Consider the following 19,190-nt stretch of genomic DNA (forward strand, 5'->3'; position numbering starts at 1 on the left):
ATAGGAATGATTTCGTTTACCAGGCGGAAGTTTTCTCATATCCTAATTTAATCAACAAGTCGTTGTATTCCTCCTTAAAGAACCGAATATGTTCCTGGCTAAAATGATTGACCCAGTCGCCGGAAATACCTTTACGGTAGTGACTTTTGGTATCTTCTTGACCTCTATCACGACCTTTGGATAATTTCGAAAATCGTTTTTGGAATATGTGACCTAACAATCGTTCGGCTGGAATTTTTGTTCTCTTTATGCGATAAGGAATCCAACCTCCCGTTTTAGCATTGATTCTATTCAATACCGTGATAAGGAGGTTTTTAATGCTGTGTTTTATACGAGGGGAATCATCCACCATTTCCAGGAAAGTCATCGCTTCTAAAATTGAGTTATACGGAGAACGAATCAACTCTTCCATCTTCATTTCCAGTACATTTTTTTGAGTATAATCCCAATTGTAAAGGTCCTCAAATCTATCCCTGACAAATTCCATTTCAAGAAGTAATCCATCCTCCTTGCTAAGCTCCTTTAGTTTATTTCTGTGATCTACAAGAGCAAGCCAACCTCTTATGGGATGTGAATATAGGTGAGAATAATAGCCGGAAACAATAATGTCTCTTGGATCACGAATTACATGAAACCCTAAAAAGTTATCAATTTTTTTTACATGCTTTATATTGGCATTTGTGTACGAAAAAAAATCGATATGATTTTCATTTAAATACCGGTTAAGGTCATATTCGAACACTTCCGGAGCATGTGCACTTTTGTATGTCAACTGTAATTCATCGCATACCAATTGCAGGATTAAGCTTATCCATGTTGAAGCACATTTGTGGTGACCAAAGTATGCACGTAATGGTTGTATCCGATTCATCTTATCCGTCTGTTTGAACGATTTGAAGTTTGTTTAACCTGTATTGATTGGGTCAAAAACTATAGGTTCAGAAGAAATGAATCTGTTCAGTGAAGAGATTAGCTATTTAATGTGAGGATGGCAACAAGTGAGCGGGTTTGGTCAGTAGGCTTACTAAGATAGTATTTACTTCGGAAGTGAGGGCATTTTTTGTGAAGAAGAAAAGCACGGTTTAATAGGATAACTGAATTAGGATTCGTCAGTTTAAGCGCAATAAGGAGGGACGAAAAATGAAGTCGAAAACAAATATTTCGACTTCCACAACAATTCGGGCAGGCTACTCCGCTGAGCTCAATATGACGTTTATTACTTCAGTTATCCCGGAACAGTTCGGCCAGTTTTTCCTCGAGTTCCCCGCCGTGAAGATCTTTTGCGATGATGATTCCATCCTCATCCACGAGGAAGTTTTTTGGCAGGGAAGTGATGGCATACTCTTTTGCGATTTCTCCATCGTACCCATCCACATTTGATACATTGGTCCAGGTTCTGCTGTCCTGGTCAAGTGCCCGGAGCCAGCTTTGCCTGTTGAACTCCACGCCAAAGCCGAAGATTTCAAATCCGGCATCGTTGTATTGGTCGTACATTCTGTTCAAGTGATCGCTTTCGGATCGGCAGGGACCACACCAGCTCCCAAAAAAGTCGATGAGAGTATAGGTACCTAAGTTATTATAAAGTGAGATTTCTTCGCCGTCGGGATTCGGAGCCAAGATTTCTGATGCCTCCCCGCCAATGGAAACCTGTTTCAGAATCCGGACTTTCTCTGATACAAATTCAGCCACTACAAGTCCTTCGTGTTCTTCGGAGAAATCTGCAGCCAGTTGTTCATAATAATCCATGTGCTTGTCTCCGTCCCAGCGGACCATTGTTGGATAGATGGCAATCGAGGTTCCCATGTCCTGCACGGCATGGAGCAGCGTATCGCGATAGGTTTCCTCTGCCTGAAACACTTGTGTTCCAAGCTGTTCGATTCGTTCGGCATTTTCCGGGTTATTTTCATCTACCAGGTCTTCCAGCGGATCACGCACCGGGTACACAATTTCTCTCAAAATCCTTCTGCGGAATTCTTCATACTCTTCAAACAGATCGGTATCCGGCGATCCGGTCACTTCATACTCGCCGTCCAATGAGAAATTGATTACGATATTCTGGCCGAAATCCGCAACAATCGGCACATCCAGCGAATCGTTGATTCGCAACTCATACAGATGAGGTTCCAAACTGTAGGATGTCGAAAAGGTACTGTCTGCATTGACGGTGAGTGTATCCACAACATCAAATTCATTGGCGTTTAAACCGGTAGCCTGGAAGAGACGGATTGTCTGCTGGTCAGCGTTGTGAAGTTTTCCTTCTAACGTAAAAACGGTTTCTTGTTCTTCAGGAGTTGTTGTACAAGAGATACATAAAAGGAGGGAGAGAGCGAAGAGTGAAAAAGACGTTTTGGAGGTCACGTAGGTTAAGTTGGTTAATTTTTTAAGATAGTTATGCCGGCAGCATATTTGGATTGCTGTATAAATACGTTCATACCATCTTTAAACCAAATAACCGGGTGTTATAGTTCGTTAAAAAAACAGCGACCGTACATTAAAAACGAGTCGAAATGATTGGTTCTTTATTCCTTACTTCTTTAAATCATACGATTGGATAAAAGATTGAATTAGCCAATTTTTTTACCGGCCATAGGCCCGGGTTTCAGACTGTGAATCTCTTCGATGTTGAGCAAAATAGCTGCCTTGGGCTTTGGCATTCCCGCCTTAAGTGACATCTCTGCGGTTTTCTCATAAATCTCTCCGTTAGTCAGAACTTCAGGGTTTCCGATAAACCGGTATCCATCCATGATCTCTGTGTTTACAACGGCCGTTACCACTTTCGAACCATCCAAAATATTCTGATAGGTTCTGCCGCCGGTGCCTTCGGTAAAAATGAGTGTTTCGTCATTGAAAACACGGGTGGAGCGTTTGGGAGCATTATTGGGAATTCCGTCTTTACTAATAGTAGCGTGAAAGCATTGCTGAGACCGGATCATCTCTTTCATCTCTTTTGTAAGCTGTGACATAACTGCAATTTCTCTTTATAATTTTTGATGTTTGAAGCCAATCATGTGGTGAGGGAGTGACTTGAAAAAATGTATTATGAGCGTCCTCTTTTGTTTGATCATCTGACTTCATTTCCTTCTATCAACTTCAATCTATCCGGCAAAATTGTCAACTCTTTTTTGGATCTTTAATTAAGATATCCGGCTTGAATCCGAAACAATCGTTATGTCCGGCGAGTCTTTAATTCTCAGTTGGTAAAAATGTGATTTCAAGCTATAAGGATACCGAAAGTGTACGATCATCCTTAAATTAACTCCGAAACAACTCCGTATATACTCCGTGTTTACTCCGTAAAATTAGGGAGTTGGTACGGGGTTGGTCAGGTTTTGGTCTGAAGAAGGGACGAAGATAGCAGGAGGGAGGGTTGGGGTTGCGACATTTACGGTTTTGCTTACATCATGAATTGGATAAAACTGTATAACGGCGTGGCATTTCTGCCGCCGGTCTATCAATTTAAAAATTTAAGTATAAACGAAACCGGTCGGCAGGAAATGCTTGTTATATGACTAATAATCAAAACTAGCTTTCATAATTTTCTACATATACATGGAAATCAGTTGGATTAACAATATTGAAATTCAACAACTCACCTGCAGTTTTCTTAATAGGGTCCCAATTAATTGTAGCAACAATACGGATTCTAGCCCATTCATAAACTGATTGTGGATGTCCTAAATCTGAAAATGGACTCCTCCGAGCATACATTTCTGAAATATGGCCTGGAATACCTCTATTCGATAAATACTCTAAATACGCCGTATAGTTTATTCCTAATTCTAAAGAAAAATCAATCGTATCAGGAGTTACATTTACAACATTATGCTCGTAGTAATTAATGTTTTCAACTTCAATATTTGTGACAATTGCATCACGATCTGCCACAAAAAAACCAAGCGTTTGAAACTCTTCATAAATCTTAGACTCAAGATTTCTTAATTGATCATTTTTTCCCTCGTCTTGTATTTTACTTCCATACGTATAACTCTTGGGTAAAATATACTCAAGCAGTTCTCGTGCACTTTGGAATAAATCTGTTTCCTTCTGTAGTGACTGCAAAAAACCATCTATCATCTCAAAATGATCAAAATTATAAACCTTACAGGCTTCTTTCCAATCAGGATCATTTGATACAACATTGAGTTTTATATTATTTTCTTCACAATATTTATATAATATTTCAAGAGAAAATGCATCAGGAAATTCGGCCTTTTTCTTTGGGTTATGAAATGGAGGTAGTGACGAAAAATATCTTTTGAATACGACTGAAGGCTTAATCGTATCAACTGGAATAATTACTGCATTTGTACTACTTAAAAAAGTCCTAAACTGTTTTTTAAGATCATTCAATATTTTATTTCTTTTATGATCTTTAAAGAAATGAGCTATGTTGGGAGATTTAGAGTTCCTAAGAATCCTACCTTTAGTTCGTAAACTTTGCAAAGCAGAGAATCCATCATCGACAAAATTTGATATATTATCAATGATTTCATCGACAGTTACTTCGGTGATAATCAATTGAACCCTATTAGACTGGACGTGCTGAGAAAAAGCCGCTAACAACCCACGTTCATACTGAAAATTTTGCTGTATAAACACTTCCGTATCTAAAAAAACATACTTTTCAGAAGGATCGATATCAGCTGATTTTTGTTTAGTCAATTAATATCACCTGAACTGTTTAGGAAAAATTTACCATTGTAATCATATAACGGTATGGCAATTCTGCTGCGGGGCAATCAACTCAAAAATCGAGCAATCAACGCGAGCCGGTCAGCAGGAATTGCTTTGTTAGAGGTCAAGTCATCATCTTTTTTAATTACAGGTTTGACTTAATTACGGATAAATCAGTTTTGTAGACATCATTGTTTGATTTTATAAACAACCCATCTTCTGATAAAAATAAGACTGGATTATTGATACTGGGCAAATTATCGCCCACCAACTGAACTATTTCAGTCCATGAATCGCCCAAGTCATGAGACCCAAATATTCTATTATTCTCTACTTTAATCAGAATATTATCAATCCAAATATTACTTAAAGGAGATACATCTTGCTGGTTCCAGGTTGAGCCTCCATCACTGCTATTATGCCCCTGAATAAGCAACTCCTGAGAATTATCTGGATTTACCACTATTCCGTCAGCAAAAACAAAGGGACTGATCGTTATTCCACTCTTGATTGATGAGAAAGTACTGCCTCCATTTGTTGATTTCCAAATGTTATGATCAAATGATGTTGATGTATAGATTACATTTGAATTTTCAGGAGATATCTCTACGTGTTGAAGCAGTGCATCGAATGTATCACTCACATCATCAGATGATAGAATATGTTGCCAAGATTGCCCTAAATTTGTTGACTTATACAATCCAAACCCAAGTGCATCACTTGTAACAACATAAATACCATCGGTTGCTGTTATTATTGCTGCATTATTTAAGGAAAGCGGATCACCTGATAAGGTATTATCGATTGAACCGACATCCCATGTTTGTCCTCCATCCTGAGATATTAAATACCCATCATCGTGGCCAGCGAAAACCAAATCAGGCTCATTAGCCGCGATAGTAATAAAATTCACATTGATTTCAGCAGTTTTATCCCAAGATTGCCCATCATCGCTTGAACGCCAAATACCGTCATTTCCATCGTCAAATGCCACCTCTTCAGTCGAAACAAAAACTACTCCACTTGGGGCATTGTTTGCCTGTAATATTGTCACATTCCCCTGTTGTGGTAAGCTAATGGCCATAGTATTTGGGGCTTCCTCAAAAATAGCCGTTATATTTTTGTTGTCGTCAACAGTAATATTTATCGGGTTTTTATTCCCGGTTGTGTCTCCTTCCCAATGAGAAAAAATCCAACCTTCTTCAGCCTCCGCAGTTACTTCAATTTCTTCTCCCTGCTCATATTCTTCTTTATCAGGATTAAGTATTACACTTCCTTCTCCTTCAACCTGTACCGTTATTGAGAATGATTGAATCTCGAATACAGCAGTAACAGATATATCTTCATTGATAGTAATCGTTTTTGGATTTTCGTTGCCCTCTATATTCCCACTCCATTCGATAAACTCCCAGCCTTCCGCTGGATTTGCAGTGAGTTGAACTATTGTACCATGAGGATAATCCGTCGTTTTTTGTTGAATAACTTCTTCCTGTACACTTCCTTCCCCTTCTACATTAATAGTTAACGGGTATTCTCTTTTTATAAACTGTGCAGTGATACTCTTATCGGAATCCATCACGATAGAAGCTGGATTTCGATTTCCGGAATGGTCCCCCTGCCATCCATTAAAAACCCAATGTTCGTTTGGTGTTACAGTTAATTCAACCTCGGTGCCTTCATCAAATTCACCAGAAGATGGATTTACTGAGCCTGCCTCAGAGGGATTAACATTTGTAGACAACGTATAGATCGGCGTGTTCTCAGTAGAACAGTCCGTAAGAAGCAGTAAACTAGCAAGTAAAAATGGTATTGATAATTTTCTCATGAAGTAACGCAGTCTTGTTTTCTGGCCATTATTGACCGCTAACGGTTTGGTGTTTCTGTTGCGGGGCTGTGATATTGAATTTCAGCAATCAACGCAAACCCGCCAGCAGGAAACACTTTGTTAGCTGTCTATTCATCATCGAGCTGAAAGAATCTGCGTAAGTAATAGTTTCCTGACTTTTTACCATCTAAACCAGAAGCAGCTCCTATCACAAAATATTTAAACTCAGATAATGCTCTAAAATTAACAGTCTCAATAGTATAACGTTCGTTATTGTGATTTAAGAGCACATGGTTGTAATAGTTGAATCTATAGTAACCAGATTGAGCGTAATTGTATGAGTAAAAATTCACCCAATTTCCCTCATTATTAGTTAGACGAATAATGTTTGTTAAGTCAGATATGTCTTGATTAAAATCCAATCCGTCTGTAGCTACTGTTCGCTTATATCTTGTTAAGGCGGTGAAAATATGATCAATTAAACCAACACTTATTCCATCACCAAAGTATTTTGATGACAAATTATGATTATAATATTCAGTTCCTCTTGCAAAAATGTCTTCGTGCTTATATTTGGCTCTTATGGCAATATACCCTTGTCTATCCTCATAGCTGATTTCGATAATTATTGGCTTGATAGCATCAGTAACCCCGAAGTCTGATAAAACTGCCAAGAAAATATCAATGTTTTCTTGAAATTTATTTTCATACTCGACAGAGATACCATTTGTCTGTAACTCGATATCTTCTTCTAAAATTTGGGCATTTAACTTAGTAATACTCACAAAGAGCATAGTTAATATGATTAATAACAGTTTCATTTTTAATTGGAATTTATAAGAAGGGCAATGTCATTTATAAATTCATCGAAATCAGGTAATAGTGTAATTTCACGGTAAGCTTTTTGTGAACTCTGAATATTTGGATGTACTCCATCAGTGAAAAAGTAATATTTAGAATTTTTATAACCATTTTGCCCACAAAGTTCATCGAGCTGAGAACATAATGCATTGATATTTATGTTTTTTCGACTGATTACTGCTATTGGATAAGATGCTTTCTCTGATACTTTTATTACAAATTCTTCTTTTGTTATTCCATCTTTATAAGTTACTGATTTACCGCATACAGCTCTAAGATGTGATTTCGCCTTTTCGTGGATTGACAAAATAGCTTCTCTTTTTCTACCCAAATCCATTTTTAAATCTATAAAACACTTTATTTCATTGTTAACAACTATTGAAAGGTCAGGGTGGATGGTCTTTTTCTTTGATCCTATTTGAAAAGTTATCGCTTGATCCAGCATAATTTTGTCAATCATTGGAAAGGCATCAACTAAATAACAAGCCAATAAATCTTCAACTGTACTCGATACAGTATGGCTTCTTCCTCTTCGAACTTTTGATTGAGAAATTTCAAGTTCAGCAAACCGCACGTTTCTTGCGTCTACATAAATTTCAATTACATTATTCATAAATTCTCTTTTATTCATTCGCCGAGTTCAAATTTGTAAAGACAGCTAACGGCCTACCGCATAACCGGCGCAGGGATTATGATTTATTAAAAGGCTACTCATTTGAACAATTATTGGCAAGAAATTTAATCAAAGCCACGTCTGCGTCCGCCGTTAATGCGATTGTTAGGCAACTTTTTACTTGAATTTAGTTTTATAAAAACTTTTGTGAACACTAGATTCAATTAGTGTTGATTCAGCTAGATTTTCTAAGAAATTCAATTCGTCTAAAAAACCATGCATTTTGTTAAATGCGAGACCATTGTAAAAGTGCATAAATAATTCGTGCTCCGATAATTCAGATTGGAAGAAATCTGAGTAAACAAATCGGTCATTACCATCTGCATGTTCACTTATATACTTCAAAATATGATATGCATTTCGAAAATAGTGGCCATAAATTTTCCCAACTTTCGAAAAATATTCGTTATAAATATGGACTGAGCTTTCTTTCGAATAGTCTTCTTTAGTTATTGTATAATCCTCTGCAATTCTTTGATAGAATGTTTCTTCAGGTTTAGTTCGTAAACTCTGATCTGGATTAACTCCAACTCTATATTTGTAATATTTTAAGAAATCATATCTAATTACTTCAAATGCTCTAACCCCTTCATGTCTTTCATTTTTTGTAGAGTCATTATTACACATCAAACTTGCATCATAAATAACGATACTATCTTTTAGTTTTCTGTGATTATCTATCAATTTGAAAAGGATAGACTCAAATTGCTGCTTACCAAGTACTTTTTTTGTTTCTTCTAATTCGCGTTTTTGTGATTTATAGGTTAGCCAAATTAAAACAACAGTAAGCGTTGATAAAAAGACACTCAATAAACTGTTTAAAAAAGTTCCAAAATAACTACTTATTGAGGGCTCAATAGTAAATGTTCCATTAATAAATCCAGAATTTAAATATACACCTATTACAGCTATCAATATTAGTGCAACAGAGGTGCCTACGATCCAAAAAAAGGTTATAGTTTTCAATCTAATACTAAGTTTTCAAACGGTTATGTTTATGCTACTCTATACCATAATAATTTGATAGTGCACCCGTCAATAATTTTGGAGCTGTTTCAAGGGCTACTTTCCAAGTTCCTTTTGATGCCTTAACCATCATGTTCCCGATCCAGGATTTTACTTTTTCGCCAAAATCTTTTTTTACATTTCCATCTTCATCTATGGCGACTTTCAGTGTCTCTATATCACTATCAGTAATACCAATTCCTTTTAAAAAATTAGCCAACGACTTTAAATCGTTCTCTTTGATGTTTTGATGTACAGTTTGATTAACCTTTTGCCCCCCAGCAACTATGTTATTACTGCCATAGATTGTATAGTTGAATATATTTTTAACTTGTTCTTTAGGTAGATCAGAAATTGCCTCTTCAGAGGACATTATATTAGGGTCGACTTCACTCAATTCAAGTATAAAGTCTAACAACTTATTTCTTGTAGTATCAATTATTGCTTCGACAGAAGATTTTGATAATTCTGATTGGGCGCCTACCAAAGCATAATCTGATGCATCTTCATATTCCATATTCCAGAGAACTACAGCTTCAGCGGGCCAACGTCTTACTAAAGTTGTTTGATCACTACCCTCAACTAAAGACTCTAATTCTCTTATCCCATTTATAAATCTGGATTCATTCCACATTTTCTGAAAGTTTTCTGGCATTTTCCAAATTGGTACTCCCACATTTTTAGCACCACTACCAAATGGACCAGAAAAAGTCCCAAAATTTTGGCTTTTAATTATTCTATAGGAGGGTAACTCTGCATCTTCGTCATACCCATTCAATTCATTATCTACCCATTCCTTAAACTCCTTATCCTGCAAAATAGATGCTAATACCTTTGCTTTACGAAGAGCACTTGAAAGTTTAGTCTCTGAATCGACTATATCGTTACGTAACTCTTTTATTATTTTCATTGTTGTATCTGAATTTAATGATGCATCAAAGTTGCCTAACGACCCAGCGTTTAAACGACGCGGGGATTATGATTTCTTTGAAGTAGCGAAATTAATTTCTGGCAATCAAGTTCCATCGTACCCGTCCGCGTCCGATTTAAAACGCATTGTTATAGGGCGTTTCTTTTAAAATGAATTTATAATTTTACCCAAAGCATAACCGAGACCAACTGAAAAGGCTATTAGCCACCAATAGTTTTTTATAAGGGATATATATAAAAGAGTTTTGCTCTGTTAAATTTCTAATTCTTTGTTCTTGTTCACGTATGGTTTTTTGATACTCTAGATTTTCAGTTTCTAGTTTTAATTTCTGTTTTTCTAATTCTTTTATCTGTGCTTCTTCCTCAAGTTCTTTTAATTGCAGTTGGTATTCCTTTGTAAAGCCTCCTGATTCCAAAAATTCTTCTGTGAATTCATTTTTTTTAATTTCCCAACAATCAAGATGGATATTTCTTTGAAATGTCGCTGGTTCAGGTTGTTGGTTATATGCCATATAATCGAATAAGTATTTTACTTTTTCGATTGCTACTGAACTCAAAAACTTATCTCTAATTTCAATCGGATTATGCCACTTTTCTGGATATTCAAGTGTAAATTTTAAAATCCTATCACAGGTTTCAAATTGATTAAGCAACTCTTTTTCACTCATATGTGTGTCCAAGAAATAACAATCTAATGTTGAAGTTTTCCTTTAAGTAACTAGAAAAAGATGACACGTTGTAGTCATTCGATCCCATAAATTCGTTAATAAAATTTTGATATTCATTTGAACTATAACCCATTTCTAAATTGTCATAAAATTGCTCATAAATTTGAGAAATTTTATATGACAACCTGAAATCTCCATCCATTATTGATCCACTGTGCCAACTAACATCACTTCCCAGTTTTGAATATGCATAGTAATGATTGGAAGATTGTACTTTTTCATGGGGTGATATAGATATATGTCCCCTTAAGAATGGTAGTATTTTAAATTCTTGTCGAAAAGAATTATGGTAATACCTTAATTCTTTGTGGAAGAAAGGGTCAATGAGAAATAATCTTCTTAAAAGTGACGAATTTAATGACTCATTATAATCCTCACTGGTTAGTGATAAAGGAGCAACATAAAGTCCATACTGTTTTGGTGGATCATGCATTGACTTCAATATGTTATGTTGAAAGTCTTTTGCATTTTTTGCTAAGTCTCTAAGTTTGAAGTACAAGATTGGATTATCACTAAGAGAATTATCTCGTCTGAACTTTCTTATTTTTTGTAGTGGTCTGTTTGGGCTTGTTAGATGAAAGTTAAATTTTAAAGGTTTCAAACCTTCAGATACTTTGAATTGGAGATAAAGTGGTACAAATCTATTGAAAAGTTTATCAGCACCAGACAACTGTTCATCAATAGCGATTAGTTGAAATCTGTTAGACCAAAAAGGAGTTATATAACCTAAGTATGATGCAACATCTGCTTCTATTTGTGATTCAGATAATTCACTATCAATCTTGTACCCTTTATTCATATTTCAGTCTTTGCTGGTTAAGCCCTATAACGTTGCAGCAATTAAGCGGCGGCGTTTATTAAATAGAAACGATAACCAGGACGGCTTTGCCGTCCGCTTGAATTGATTGTTATGTGTATTTTGATTCTCGGAGAACACGATAAAGGACTTGGTAAACCCTTCCCGAAAAGTACTGTTTCTGGAAGAAGGCTTAGGAATATTATTGATAAAATTTCTCTTGATTGTACAATTGAGAATGCTTTTCAATTTGATGGTGAAATTAAAGAAAGAGACTTGGCTTTTGCGAATAATTATGATGTAGTAATTGCCCTTGGAAGGAGGTCTCACGATGAATGCCTTCGTCAAGGTATTAACGCAAAATATTTACCTCATCCAGCTGTAAGGACAAGGGCGCAATTGGAAAAACTTGAACAAGGTCTAAAAAAATACACATAACGACCCGGCGTTTAAGCGGCGAGCCTGGGATTTAGAATTAAGGACCCGTATCGCATTCGAGTCCGCTTGTAACGCTTGTTATGGCCCGTGGTAATACTGAGCATTGTCAAGATTTCTTAATAGAAATGAGATAAAGCTTAGTATGTCCAAACAATCTTGTTGAGAAATCGGCCAAAGAATAGCTGGCTCATGTGCTGTAGGATTACGAATAGCTCTCATTAAACCAGATGAAAGAAATTTAACACCATCTTGAACATTTCGATCAGTTTCAGTTTCGCAGGGAGTTATTTTAAGGACCCCATCACATCCCCAAACATTCATCATTAATGTTTGTCCATCATCTTCACTTTGTGATTTATTCTTCACATCGTAATTGTATGCCTTCGCAGCTTCAAAAACTGCGTGGAAAAAATTCCCTTGAATAAATAAATCTCTTGAATGCTGATATATAGATGGGTGGAAATTTCTAGATACAAATGCTTCATATAGCTCTCTATTAACTACGTTTGGAGCAATCCCATTATCAAGCAGAATCTGGTTAATTTCATCTTTATGCTCTTCTGGAGTGATATTGCTACAAAACTGGGCTAATAGCTCATCTCTTTCATCATTATTCATTTGCCTTGTGGCGAGAGAGAGGATCCAGTTATATATCGTTTGAGCTCTTTCTGAAGTTATAGCATCGTTGGTAAAATTTTGGCATTCGAAATTGAAAGTTGCTGTAGCATTTCTATTGATTGTGTTTATTGGAACATCCCATTTGAGAATGTCTCCAATTTGCACCGCTATTGCTTTATATGACATAAATTCTACTAATGTTTTTAAGTAGGATCATAAGATATTGTAGCTGACAAATATCTTTTCAAAAAGAAACTTCTTCTTCTTTAGTTTCACAATTTGTTAATTCTAAATTTGAATGAATTTGGACTAAACTTTCAGGAGCTGTTAAAAAATCAGCAATAGTCTTGGTTAATTTTTCCTTATCACTTCGATAAACTCCATATTTTTCAATTTTGTCTGTTATATCGATTGAGTTGTATGTTATTTCTTCAATAACTTGAACCTCAGTGTCTCCTGAAACACGTGATTTTCTGGTTGTCTTTGAGGCACTTACATCTACATCACAATATTCATCATTTTCAGATGGTATGTAGATTAGTTCATAATTCTGTTCAGAAAGCAGGTTTTGGATAAATTCAAATGACTTTCTGTACTCGGTTATTTTTCTTAGTTGAAGTACATTTTCTAAACAATGTTTTTTAGTTCTATCAAATCTGAACAGGCCTTTTGAATCAAAATAAATCTCAAATAAAATTCCATTCAATACGTGGTTTTCATGGTTCTCATTGTACTTACCAATATTGAGGTTAATGTTTTCCATAAATTCTACAGCTTTAAACGCAGCCCCACTTGCTTGTAATAGGTTTCTGCCCAAAAGAAATTTTTCATTTTTATTTAAGCTGTCACATGAGATATTTAATAATTGTTGTATTGCTGGGTTTTGAATATCCCAATCATATGATTTAACCTTCATGATTAATTCACCAAACTTTCCTGCTGGTTCGTATAGTGAGTCTTTAACAACCTTCTCGTCATAAGGAATAGTTTGAGAATACACCAATTGCCCAGTGTTAAAATAAAAGTCACCAATAAGTGAAGTATGCTCCCAAGAGGTTTGTCTACCTCCGCTTAGATTAAAAACTGTTTTCCTGACTTTTTTAAATAACTCTTCAACGAAAATGCCTTCTCGTCCTAAATATCTCAATAGAGATCCTGTATATATGCTGTTTCCTTCAAAACCAATATCACTTGCGCCTTCATTTGGAGAGGTTGAAAAAGCAAGAAGAGTTCCTCTAGGTGCTTGAATAGGAGAAAATCCGATGTTTCCACTTCTATCAAAGCTTTTTCTACAAGCATCCATTATAACTATATTTACTTTATCGGTATGCTTTTTAAGGATGTCGAGAATTTCATTTAATCTGATACAAGTTCTAGAAAAGTAATGTTTACTGTTAGTGCTTAATAATTGAGAATCAATTGCAGCTAAATAGTTTTCCCCATCAATTTCTAAACCATGTCCAGCGAAATAAAATATTGATGCATCGTAATCAATAATTTTATTTTCAAACTCTTCCAAAATTTCAGAATACTGTTCAGATTTACAGTTAGTTTTTAAAATCACGTCATATTGAAGCTTGGTAAATATTTCAGCAATTGCGTTTGCATCATTTACTGCATTTGTAAGTTTTGCAGATGCTTCATAGTCATTATTACCTATTACTAATGCTAGTGTTTTCACAAGAGATGGATTAAATATTTATTAAGGGCCATAACGGCCTTGGGCATATGCAGCGAGGCGACCAACACAAAAGTTAAGCAACCAACAGCTAACTCGACTGCATGATGCCCTTGTTATACCAAATACAGCGATTAAACTGTGTATTCAATTAATTCCAGCTTCTTAATAAACCGAAAATCTTTCCGGTTTTTGGATAGTAAAGGGATTTCGAGGGTCAAGGCTGTAGATGCAATCAACATATCCGGAATCAGTACACCATGACTCAAACGATATTTTTTAAAAAGATCAACAGCAATCTCCGAAGTTGATTTACTTAATTGAATAATCTCAAAATTGGTCAAGAATTTTTGAAGGGATTTCAAATCGGTCTTATTCTCACAGCCCACCATCAGTTCAAGCTGAGTAACTACACTAATTGCTAGTATGTGATCAGCCTCAAGATTTTTCAGGAATCCTTTCGTTTTTTCAACTCCACGACTGTAATCAATAAGAACGTCAGTGTCGATAAGCAACAATCCGGCAGCCATGTTTATGGATTAGACCACTGTGATTTGCGAACCTTCCTGACCCATGCAGTGCTATCCTGCATATCTTCCCGATCTTTCCACATACCAAAAAACGAACTCTCTAAAATGCTTTTCTTTGTTGATTTTTTTGTCTCATCCTTTACATATCGCTCATAAAGAAAATCCACAAAATCCTGGGCTTGCTGTTTTGCCTCAGGAGGTAGCTTTTTAATTTTTTTTGAAACCGTTGATTCACTCATAGTAAAAATGTTTATGTGTAATCTAATAAATGAATGCTAAAGATGAGAAAAAATTGTTCGGGCTGTTTCAACCTACATGAAATTTCTCCTTGGGTATAACATATAATTAAGCGGATTTCACAATCCGTTCGAATATGACGCATAATATTTTAAACCCTCAAAAAAACCAAGTAAGAGGAAGTTTTTTCAATGTTATGCAAATTTATGCATGCATGAATGTTGCATAATATGATTGATTAAATTTTCAACAAACAAAAAAAGCCATCCAGGAACAAACCCGGATGGCTTTTTGAATTTCAGTTGAGTCAGGAATCTATCCCAATAACTCTTTTAGTGTAATGCCAATTTCGGCGGGGCTTTCGGCTACGGTTACGCCGGCATCTTTTAAGGCTTGTTTCTTATCTGCGGCAGTACCTTTTCCGCCGGAGATGATGGCGCCTGCGTGGCCCATTCGTCGGCCGGGAGGGGCGGTGCTTCCGGCAATAAATGCTACAACCGGTTTGTCCACATTTTCTTTAATGTAAGCCGCGGCTTCTTCCTCGGCAGATCCGCCAATTTCACCAATCAGCACAATCGCTTCGGTGTCGGGATCGTCCTGGAACAGTTTTACGGCATCGGTGTGGGTGGTTCCAATCACGGGGTCACCGCCAATTCCGATCGCGGTACTTTGTCCGAGTCCGGCTTTGGTCAGCTGGTCAACCGCTTCGTAGGTCAGCGTTCCGGAACGGGAGATTAGTCCAACACTTCCGGGCGTAAAAATCATGCCGGGCATAATGCCGACTTTTGCCTCGCCGGGAGTAATCACGCCGGGGCAGTTCGGGCCAACCAATGTAGCTCCGTGATTCTTGCAAATCTGCTTCGCTTTCACCATATCCTGAACGGGAATTCCCTCGGTAATACAGATAATCACTTTGATGCCGGACACAGCGGCTTCAATAATGGCATCGGCCGCAAACGGAGGCGGTACAAAAATAACCGATGTATTCGCTTCCTCTTCTTTAACAGCATCGGAAACCGTGTTAAAAACGGGTTTCTCGAGATGGGTTTGTCCGCCTTTTCCGGGCGTTACACCGCCAACTACATTCGTTCCGTATTCGATCATCTGGCCGGCATGGAACGTTCCCTCGCTACCGGTAAAGCCTTGTACAATCAGGCGGGTTTCATTACCAACTAATACACTCATGAAACAGGTTAATTCGTTTGTTTTTTCGGGTTTTATTGATTCGGTCTGAATATACCATCATTGGGAATCATTGCCAAAGTAATAGGTTGTTGAGTAAGCCATTTAACAAGATTATACGCTGATTCTAATTACAGATGTTTTGCCCTCTTACTTTTGAATCGTCAAAAGTAAGCAAAAACTCACGGCTGTGAAGAAAAAACGGTGGGTGTTAGCTCAGCATGGCAACCTTCCCCGACGGTTCGGGACGCGGCGAATGGTCCATAGCGCTTAGAGTTAGATTTTGGTTTATCACCGGTAACGAAGGCTGCCCTCTATGCTTCGCCAATTCCCCTTGTTTCCGTTTTTTCTTCAAGGCCGAATGGTTTGAAGCTTGAAATCGTGATTCAGGCTTCCGCGGGAATAGCGGGAAGGATAATCCGAGAGGTACGCAAGAACTGAAATCTCGTAATCCCATTGAAAACATAGAACGTGGTTATCTCTATTCCCGATGTGCTTTTTGGGTACCTTTTTTCAGATAAAAAAGGTACGATCCCTAACTTGGGTAAAACTCAGATGAATATTGACAAGGTAAAACAGTGATATAAATAATAACCTTCATATTTCTCTTGTCCTTTTGGGCCGCCAAAAGAACGAAAAACTCACGGCTGTGATGGCTTCCGGGCAATCGGAGCACCGGCACGTGTACACAACACGAATGTCTCACTTCGTGAGCCGGTGTTGCGATTTCTCACGTGCTGTTATGCTTCTCATGCGACTCCTCCATCCATCAAGGCCGAAGTAGTTGCTTGCCATAAACACACTTCTGTATTCTGAAACCTGCAATCTGCATTCTTCAATCACTCCTCGCGGGCCATTCCCCTCAATTCCCCCTTCCAAGGGGAACTCTTATTTCGTCATTCGTAAATCCTTGTTCGATATTCAATATTCGTTTTATCTAGCCCCCAAATTTCCCTATCATTTCACTATGATATCAGACGATAAAAAAGAGGAAATTCGTGCGGCGGCGGACATCGTGGATGTGGTCGGCGATTATGTGAAGCTTAAGAAATCGGGCGGCGGATTTGTGGGGCTGTGTCCGTTTCATGATGAGAATACGCCTTCGTTTCATGTGACGCCTCGTCTCGGTATCTACAAATGTTTTGGGTGCGGCGAAAGCGGCGATGTTTTCAACTTTGTGATGGAAATGGAAGGCATCGGATTTCCGGAAACGCTCCGAACACTCGCCGAACGGTACGGAATTGATATTCCGGAGGATCATTCCGAGGAAGACAGCCAGGAAACCAAAAAGCGGGAGGGAGTGCTTCATGCATTGAAGTTTGCCGGACTGTTTTATCATCGCCAGTTGCTGGAATCTCCCGAAGCAGAGAAAGCCCGTTCCTATCTCGACGGCCGCGGATATCCCATGAAAATCTGGAAGAATTTCGGATTGGGATATGCACCCAGCGGATCCGCTCTTTTGAAGGAAGCTCAAAAAGAGGGAATCGAAGAGGAGTATCTGCTTGAAGCCGATCTGATCAAACCTAGCAACCGAGGCGACGGTTACTTTGATTCGTTTCGCGACCGGCTGATGTTTCCAATCTTCAATCCATCAGGAAAACTGATTGCGTTTGCCGGACGAATTCTGAATGAGAATAAGAAGACGGCGAAGTATATCAACTCCTCCCAAACCATTGTCTACAACAAAAGTGAGGTTGTTTACGGTGTTAATTTTGCGAGAAATGACATTCGCAAAGAGGAAGAGGTGATCCTGGTGGAAGGTTACACGGACGTCATTACGATGCATCAAAAGGGAATCAAAAATGTGGTGGCATCGAGCGGTACATCGCTGACCTCCGGACAGATTAAGATTTTACAGCGGTATGGAAATCGTATCGTCATGATTTATGATGCGGATAACGCCGGACAAACCGCGATGGAACGCGGAATGAATATTGCGTTGGAGCAGGGAATGGAAGTGAAGCTGATGGAACTGCCCGAAGGTGAAGATCCCGATTCGTTTGTGAAGCAGTACGGGAAAGAATCGTTCAACGATTTCAAGAAAGAGCATGCTGAAGATTTTATCACCTTTACCATTCACAAAGCGGAAAATGCCGGACGAATGGAAAGTCCCGGGGACCGATCATCTGTCATCAAACAAATTTTAGATAGCATCGCACGAATTCCGGAAGAATTGGATCGTCAGGTGTACGTTCAGCATCTCCATCAAAAAACACAGGTGTACCGAAAGGGATCGGATCGCGAGCTTTTTCAACAGCTTGACCTGATTCTGAGTGAACGGCAAAAGCAGCAGCGATTTGAAAAGAGAAGAGAAGATTTCTCGCGACAACGAAATGCAGAATCATCGGTTCCGATGCAGGATGAACAACCAAGTCACCCGGCGGATCAAAAAGAAGTTCGAACTCGAAAACGTCCCCATTATGAATTGGAAATTATTCGACTGTTGCTTCAATTCGGAGAAAATATGCGGCGATTTATCGGGCACAACATCGGGGAGGATCATTTTGAAGATGAACAGGTGCGAACTTTTTTCAGTGACATCATGAAACGGCATGTGGATGGAGAAGACATCAGCGTGGATCATTACATGAATCGCGAGAGCCCGTATCCTGCGTTATTGGGAGATATTTTAGTGGACCGGCATACCATCAGCGAGAAGTTTGCCAAGCGTACGGGCAGTGAATTCAAAAAAGACAAAAACCCGATTTTGTCGGCAAAATCTGCCATGAAGCCATTGAGGCTTTATTACTGTGAACGGCGTAAAGAAGAGATTTCAAGAAAAATTGCGAATGCTTCCACTGAAGAAAAAGAGAAGATGATGAGCATGTTGAGCAAGCTTCAGAAGGAAATCACACGAATAAAAAAAACAACGGCTGACGATCTTTTTGACAACCCCGACTTCCTGAATGACGAAAAGATGAAGGGAAGTGAGACGTTTGAGTACAAGATGAAAAACAGCATAGAGAGAAATTCCGGCTGATTTTCATCAAAAATAAAAACCCACAGGTATCATCT

The 19,190-nt window shown here is 38.0% G+C and carries 18 protein-coding genes; 2 read left to right on the forward strand and 16 right to left on the reverse strand.

Features of this window, described 5'->3' with window-relative positions:
• Positions 1 to 16: 16 nt before the first annotated feature.
• The 11 genes from L0B18_RS11645 to L0B18_RS11695 all read right to left on the reverse strand — a co-directional run bounded on the left by L0B18_RS11645 (position 17) and on the right by L0B18_RS11695 (position 11,495).
• On the reverse strand, positions 17 to 871 hold the full coding sequence (locus tag L0B18_RS11645) for a sulfotransferase domain-containing protein (protein WP_234571952.1): 855 nt from the start codon (positions 869 to 871) through the stop codon (positions 17 to 19).
• Between the two features lie 350 nt (positions 872 to 1,221).
• Entirely contained in the window at positions 1,222 to 2,358 is a 1,137-nt protein-coding gene (locus L0B18_RS19875; RefSeq protein WP_234571953.1) for a redoxin domain-containing protein, read from the reverse strand.
• Positions 2,359 to 2,564: 206 nt separating this feature from the next.
• Complete coding sequence (locus L0B18_RS11655; RefSeq protein WP_234571954.1) at positions 2,565 to 2,963, reverse strand: pyridoxamine 5'-phosphate oxidase family protein; 399 nt, start codon at positions 2,961 to 2,963, stop codon at positions 2,565 to 2,567.
• 559 nt (positions 2,964 to 3,522) lie between these two features.
• A complete protein-coding gene (locus tag L0B18_RS11660; RefSeq protein WP_234571955.1) occupies positions 3,523 to 4,662 on the reverse strand; it encodes a PIN domain-containing protein in 1,140 nt (379 codons plus the stop codon).
• Positions 4,663 to 4,819: 157 nt separating this feature from the next.
• The gene (locus L0B18_RS11665; protein WP_234571956.1) at positions 4,820 to 6,499 is read right to left on the reverse strand and encodes an InlB B-repeat-containing protein; all 1,680 of its coding nucleotides are present in this window, start codon (positions 6,497 to 6,499) and stop codon (positions 4,820 to 4,822) included.
• 128 nt (positions 6,500 to 6,627) lie between these two features.
• Positions 6,628 to 7,320 carry a hypothetical protein gene (locus tag L0B18_RS11670; protein WP_234571957.1) on the reverse strand — a complete coding sequence of 231 codons (693 nt, stop codon included), beginning with the start codon at positions 7,318 to 7,320 and terminating at the stop codon, positions 6,628 to 6,630.
• A gap of 2 nt (positions 7,321 to 7,322) precedes the next feature.
• Positions 7,323 to 7,991, reverse strand: coding sequence for a hypothetical protein (locus L0B18_RS11675; RefSeq protein WP_234571958.1), 669 nt, complete (start codon positions 7,989 to 7,991; stop codon positions 7,323 to 7,325).
• A gap of 159 nt (positions 7,992 to 8,150) precedes the next feature.
• Positions 8,151 to 8,999, reverse strand: coding sequence for a putative phage abortive infection protein (locus tag L0B18_RS11680; RefSeq protein WP_234571959.1), 849 nt, complete (start codon positions 8,997 to 8,999; stop codon positions 8,151 to 8,153).
• A gap of 34 nt (positions 9,000 to 9,033) precedes the next feature.
• Positions 9,034 to 9,948 (reverse strand): AbiTii domain-containing protein, encoded by a 915-nt coding sequence (locus L0B18_RS11685; protein ID WP_234571960.1) that lies wholly within the window; start codon positions 9,946 to 9,948, stop codon positions 9,034 to 9,036.
• 184 nt (positions 9,949 to 10,132) lie between these two features.
• Entirely contained in the window at positions 10,133 to 10,636 is a 504-nt protein-coding gene (locus L0B18_RS11690; protein ID WP_234571961.1) for a hypothetical protein, read from the reverse strand.
• A complete protein-coding gene (locus L0B18_RS11695) occupies positions 10,629 to 11,495 on the reverse strand; it encodes a hypothetical protein (RefSeq protein WP_234571962.1) in 867 nt (288 codons plus the stop codon). The genes L0B18_RS11690 and L0B18_RS11695 overlap by 8 nt, the downstream gene beginning before the upstream one ends.
• A 120-nt stretch (positions 11,496 to 11,615) precedes the next feature.
• Here L0B18_RS11695 and L0B18_RS11700 point away from each other — a divergent pair, with 120 nt between their 5' ends.
• Positions 11,616 to 11,930, forward strand: coding sequence for a hypothetical protein (locus L0B18_RS11700; RefSeq protein WP_234571963.1), 315 nt, complete (start codon positions 11,616 to 11,618; stop codon positions 11,928 to 11,930).
• A 78-nt stretch (positions 11,931 to 12,008) separates the two neighbouring features.
• Here the strand turns inward: L0B18_RS11700 and L0B18_RS11705 are convergent, their stop codons facing one another.
• The 5 genes from L0B18_RS11705 to sucD form a co-directional block, all read right to left on the reverse strand.
• Positions 12,009 to 12,734, reverse strand: a complete 726-nt coding sequence (locus L0B18_RS11705) for a TIGR02391 family protein (RefSeq protein WP_234571964.1) — start codon at positions 12,732 to 12,734, stop codon at positions 12,009 to 12,011.
• Positions 12,735 to 12,792: 58 nt separating this feature from the next.
• The gene (locus L0B18_RS11710; protein ID WP_234571965.1) at positions 12,793 to 14,229 is read right to left on the reverse strand and encodes a caspase family protein; all 1,437 of its coding nucleotides are present in this window, start codon (positions 14,227 to 14,229) and stop codon (positions 12,793 to 12,795) included.
• Between the two features lie 131 nt (positions 14,230 to 14,360).
• Entirely contained in the window at positions 14,361 to 14,756 is a 396-nt protein-coding gene (locus L0B18_RS11715) for a type II toxin-antitoxin system VapC family toxin (protein ID WP_234571966.1), read from the reverse strand.
• A gap of 2 nt (positions 14,757 to 14,758) precedes the next feature.
• Complete coding sequence (locus tag L0B18_RS11720) at positions 14,759 to 14,995, reverse strand: DUF2281 domain-containing protein (protein ID WP_234571967.1); 237 nt, start codon at positions 14,993 to 14,995, stop codon at positions 14,759 to 14,761.
• Positions 14,996 to 15,308: 313 nt separating this feature from the next.
• Positions 15,309 to 16,178, reverse strand: coding sequence for a succinate--CoA ligase subunit alpha (gene sucD / locus L0B18_RS11725; RefSeq protein WP_234571968.1), 870 nt, complete (start codon positions 16,176 to 16,178; stop codon positions 15,309 to 15,311).
• Positions 16,179 to 17,142: 964 nt separating this feature from the next.
• Between sucD and dnaG the strand changes: the two genes are divergently transcribed.
• Positions 17,143 to 19,155, forward strand: a complete 2,013-nt coding sequence (dnaG, locus tag L0B18_RS11730) for a DNA primase (protein WP_234571969.1) — start codon at positions 17,143 to 17,145, stop codon at positions 19,153 to 19,155.
• Positions 19,156 to 19,190: the final 35 nt, after the last annotated feature.

This window comes from Rhodohalobacter sp. 614A, from assembly GCF_021462415.1.
Classification (GTDB): Bacteria; Bacteroidota; Rhodothermia; order Balneolales; family Balneolaceae; genus Rhodohalobacter.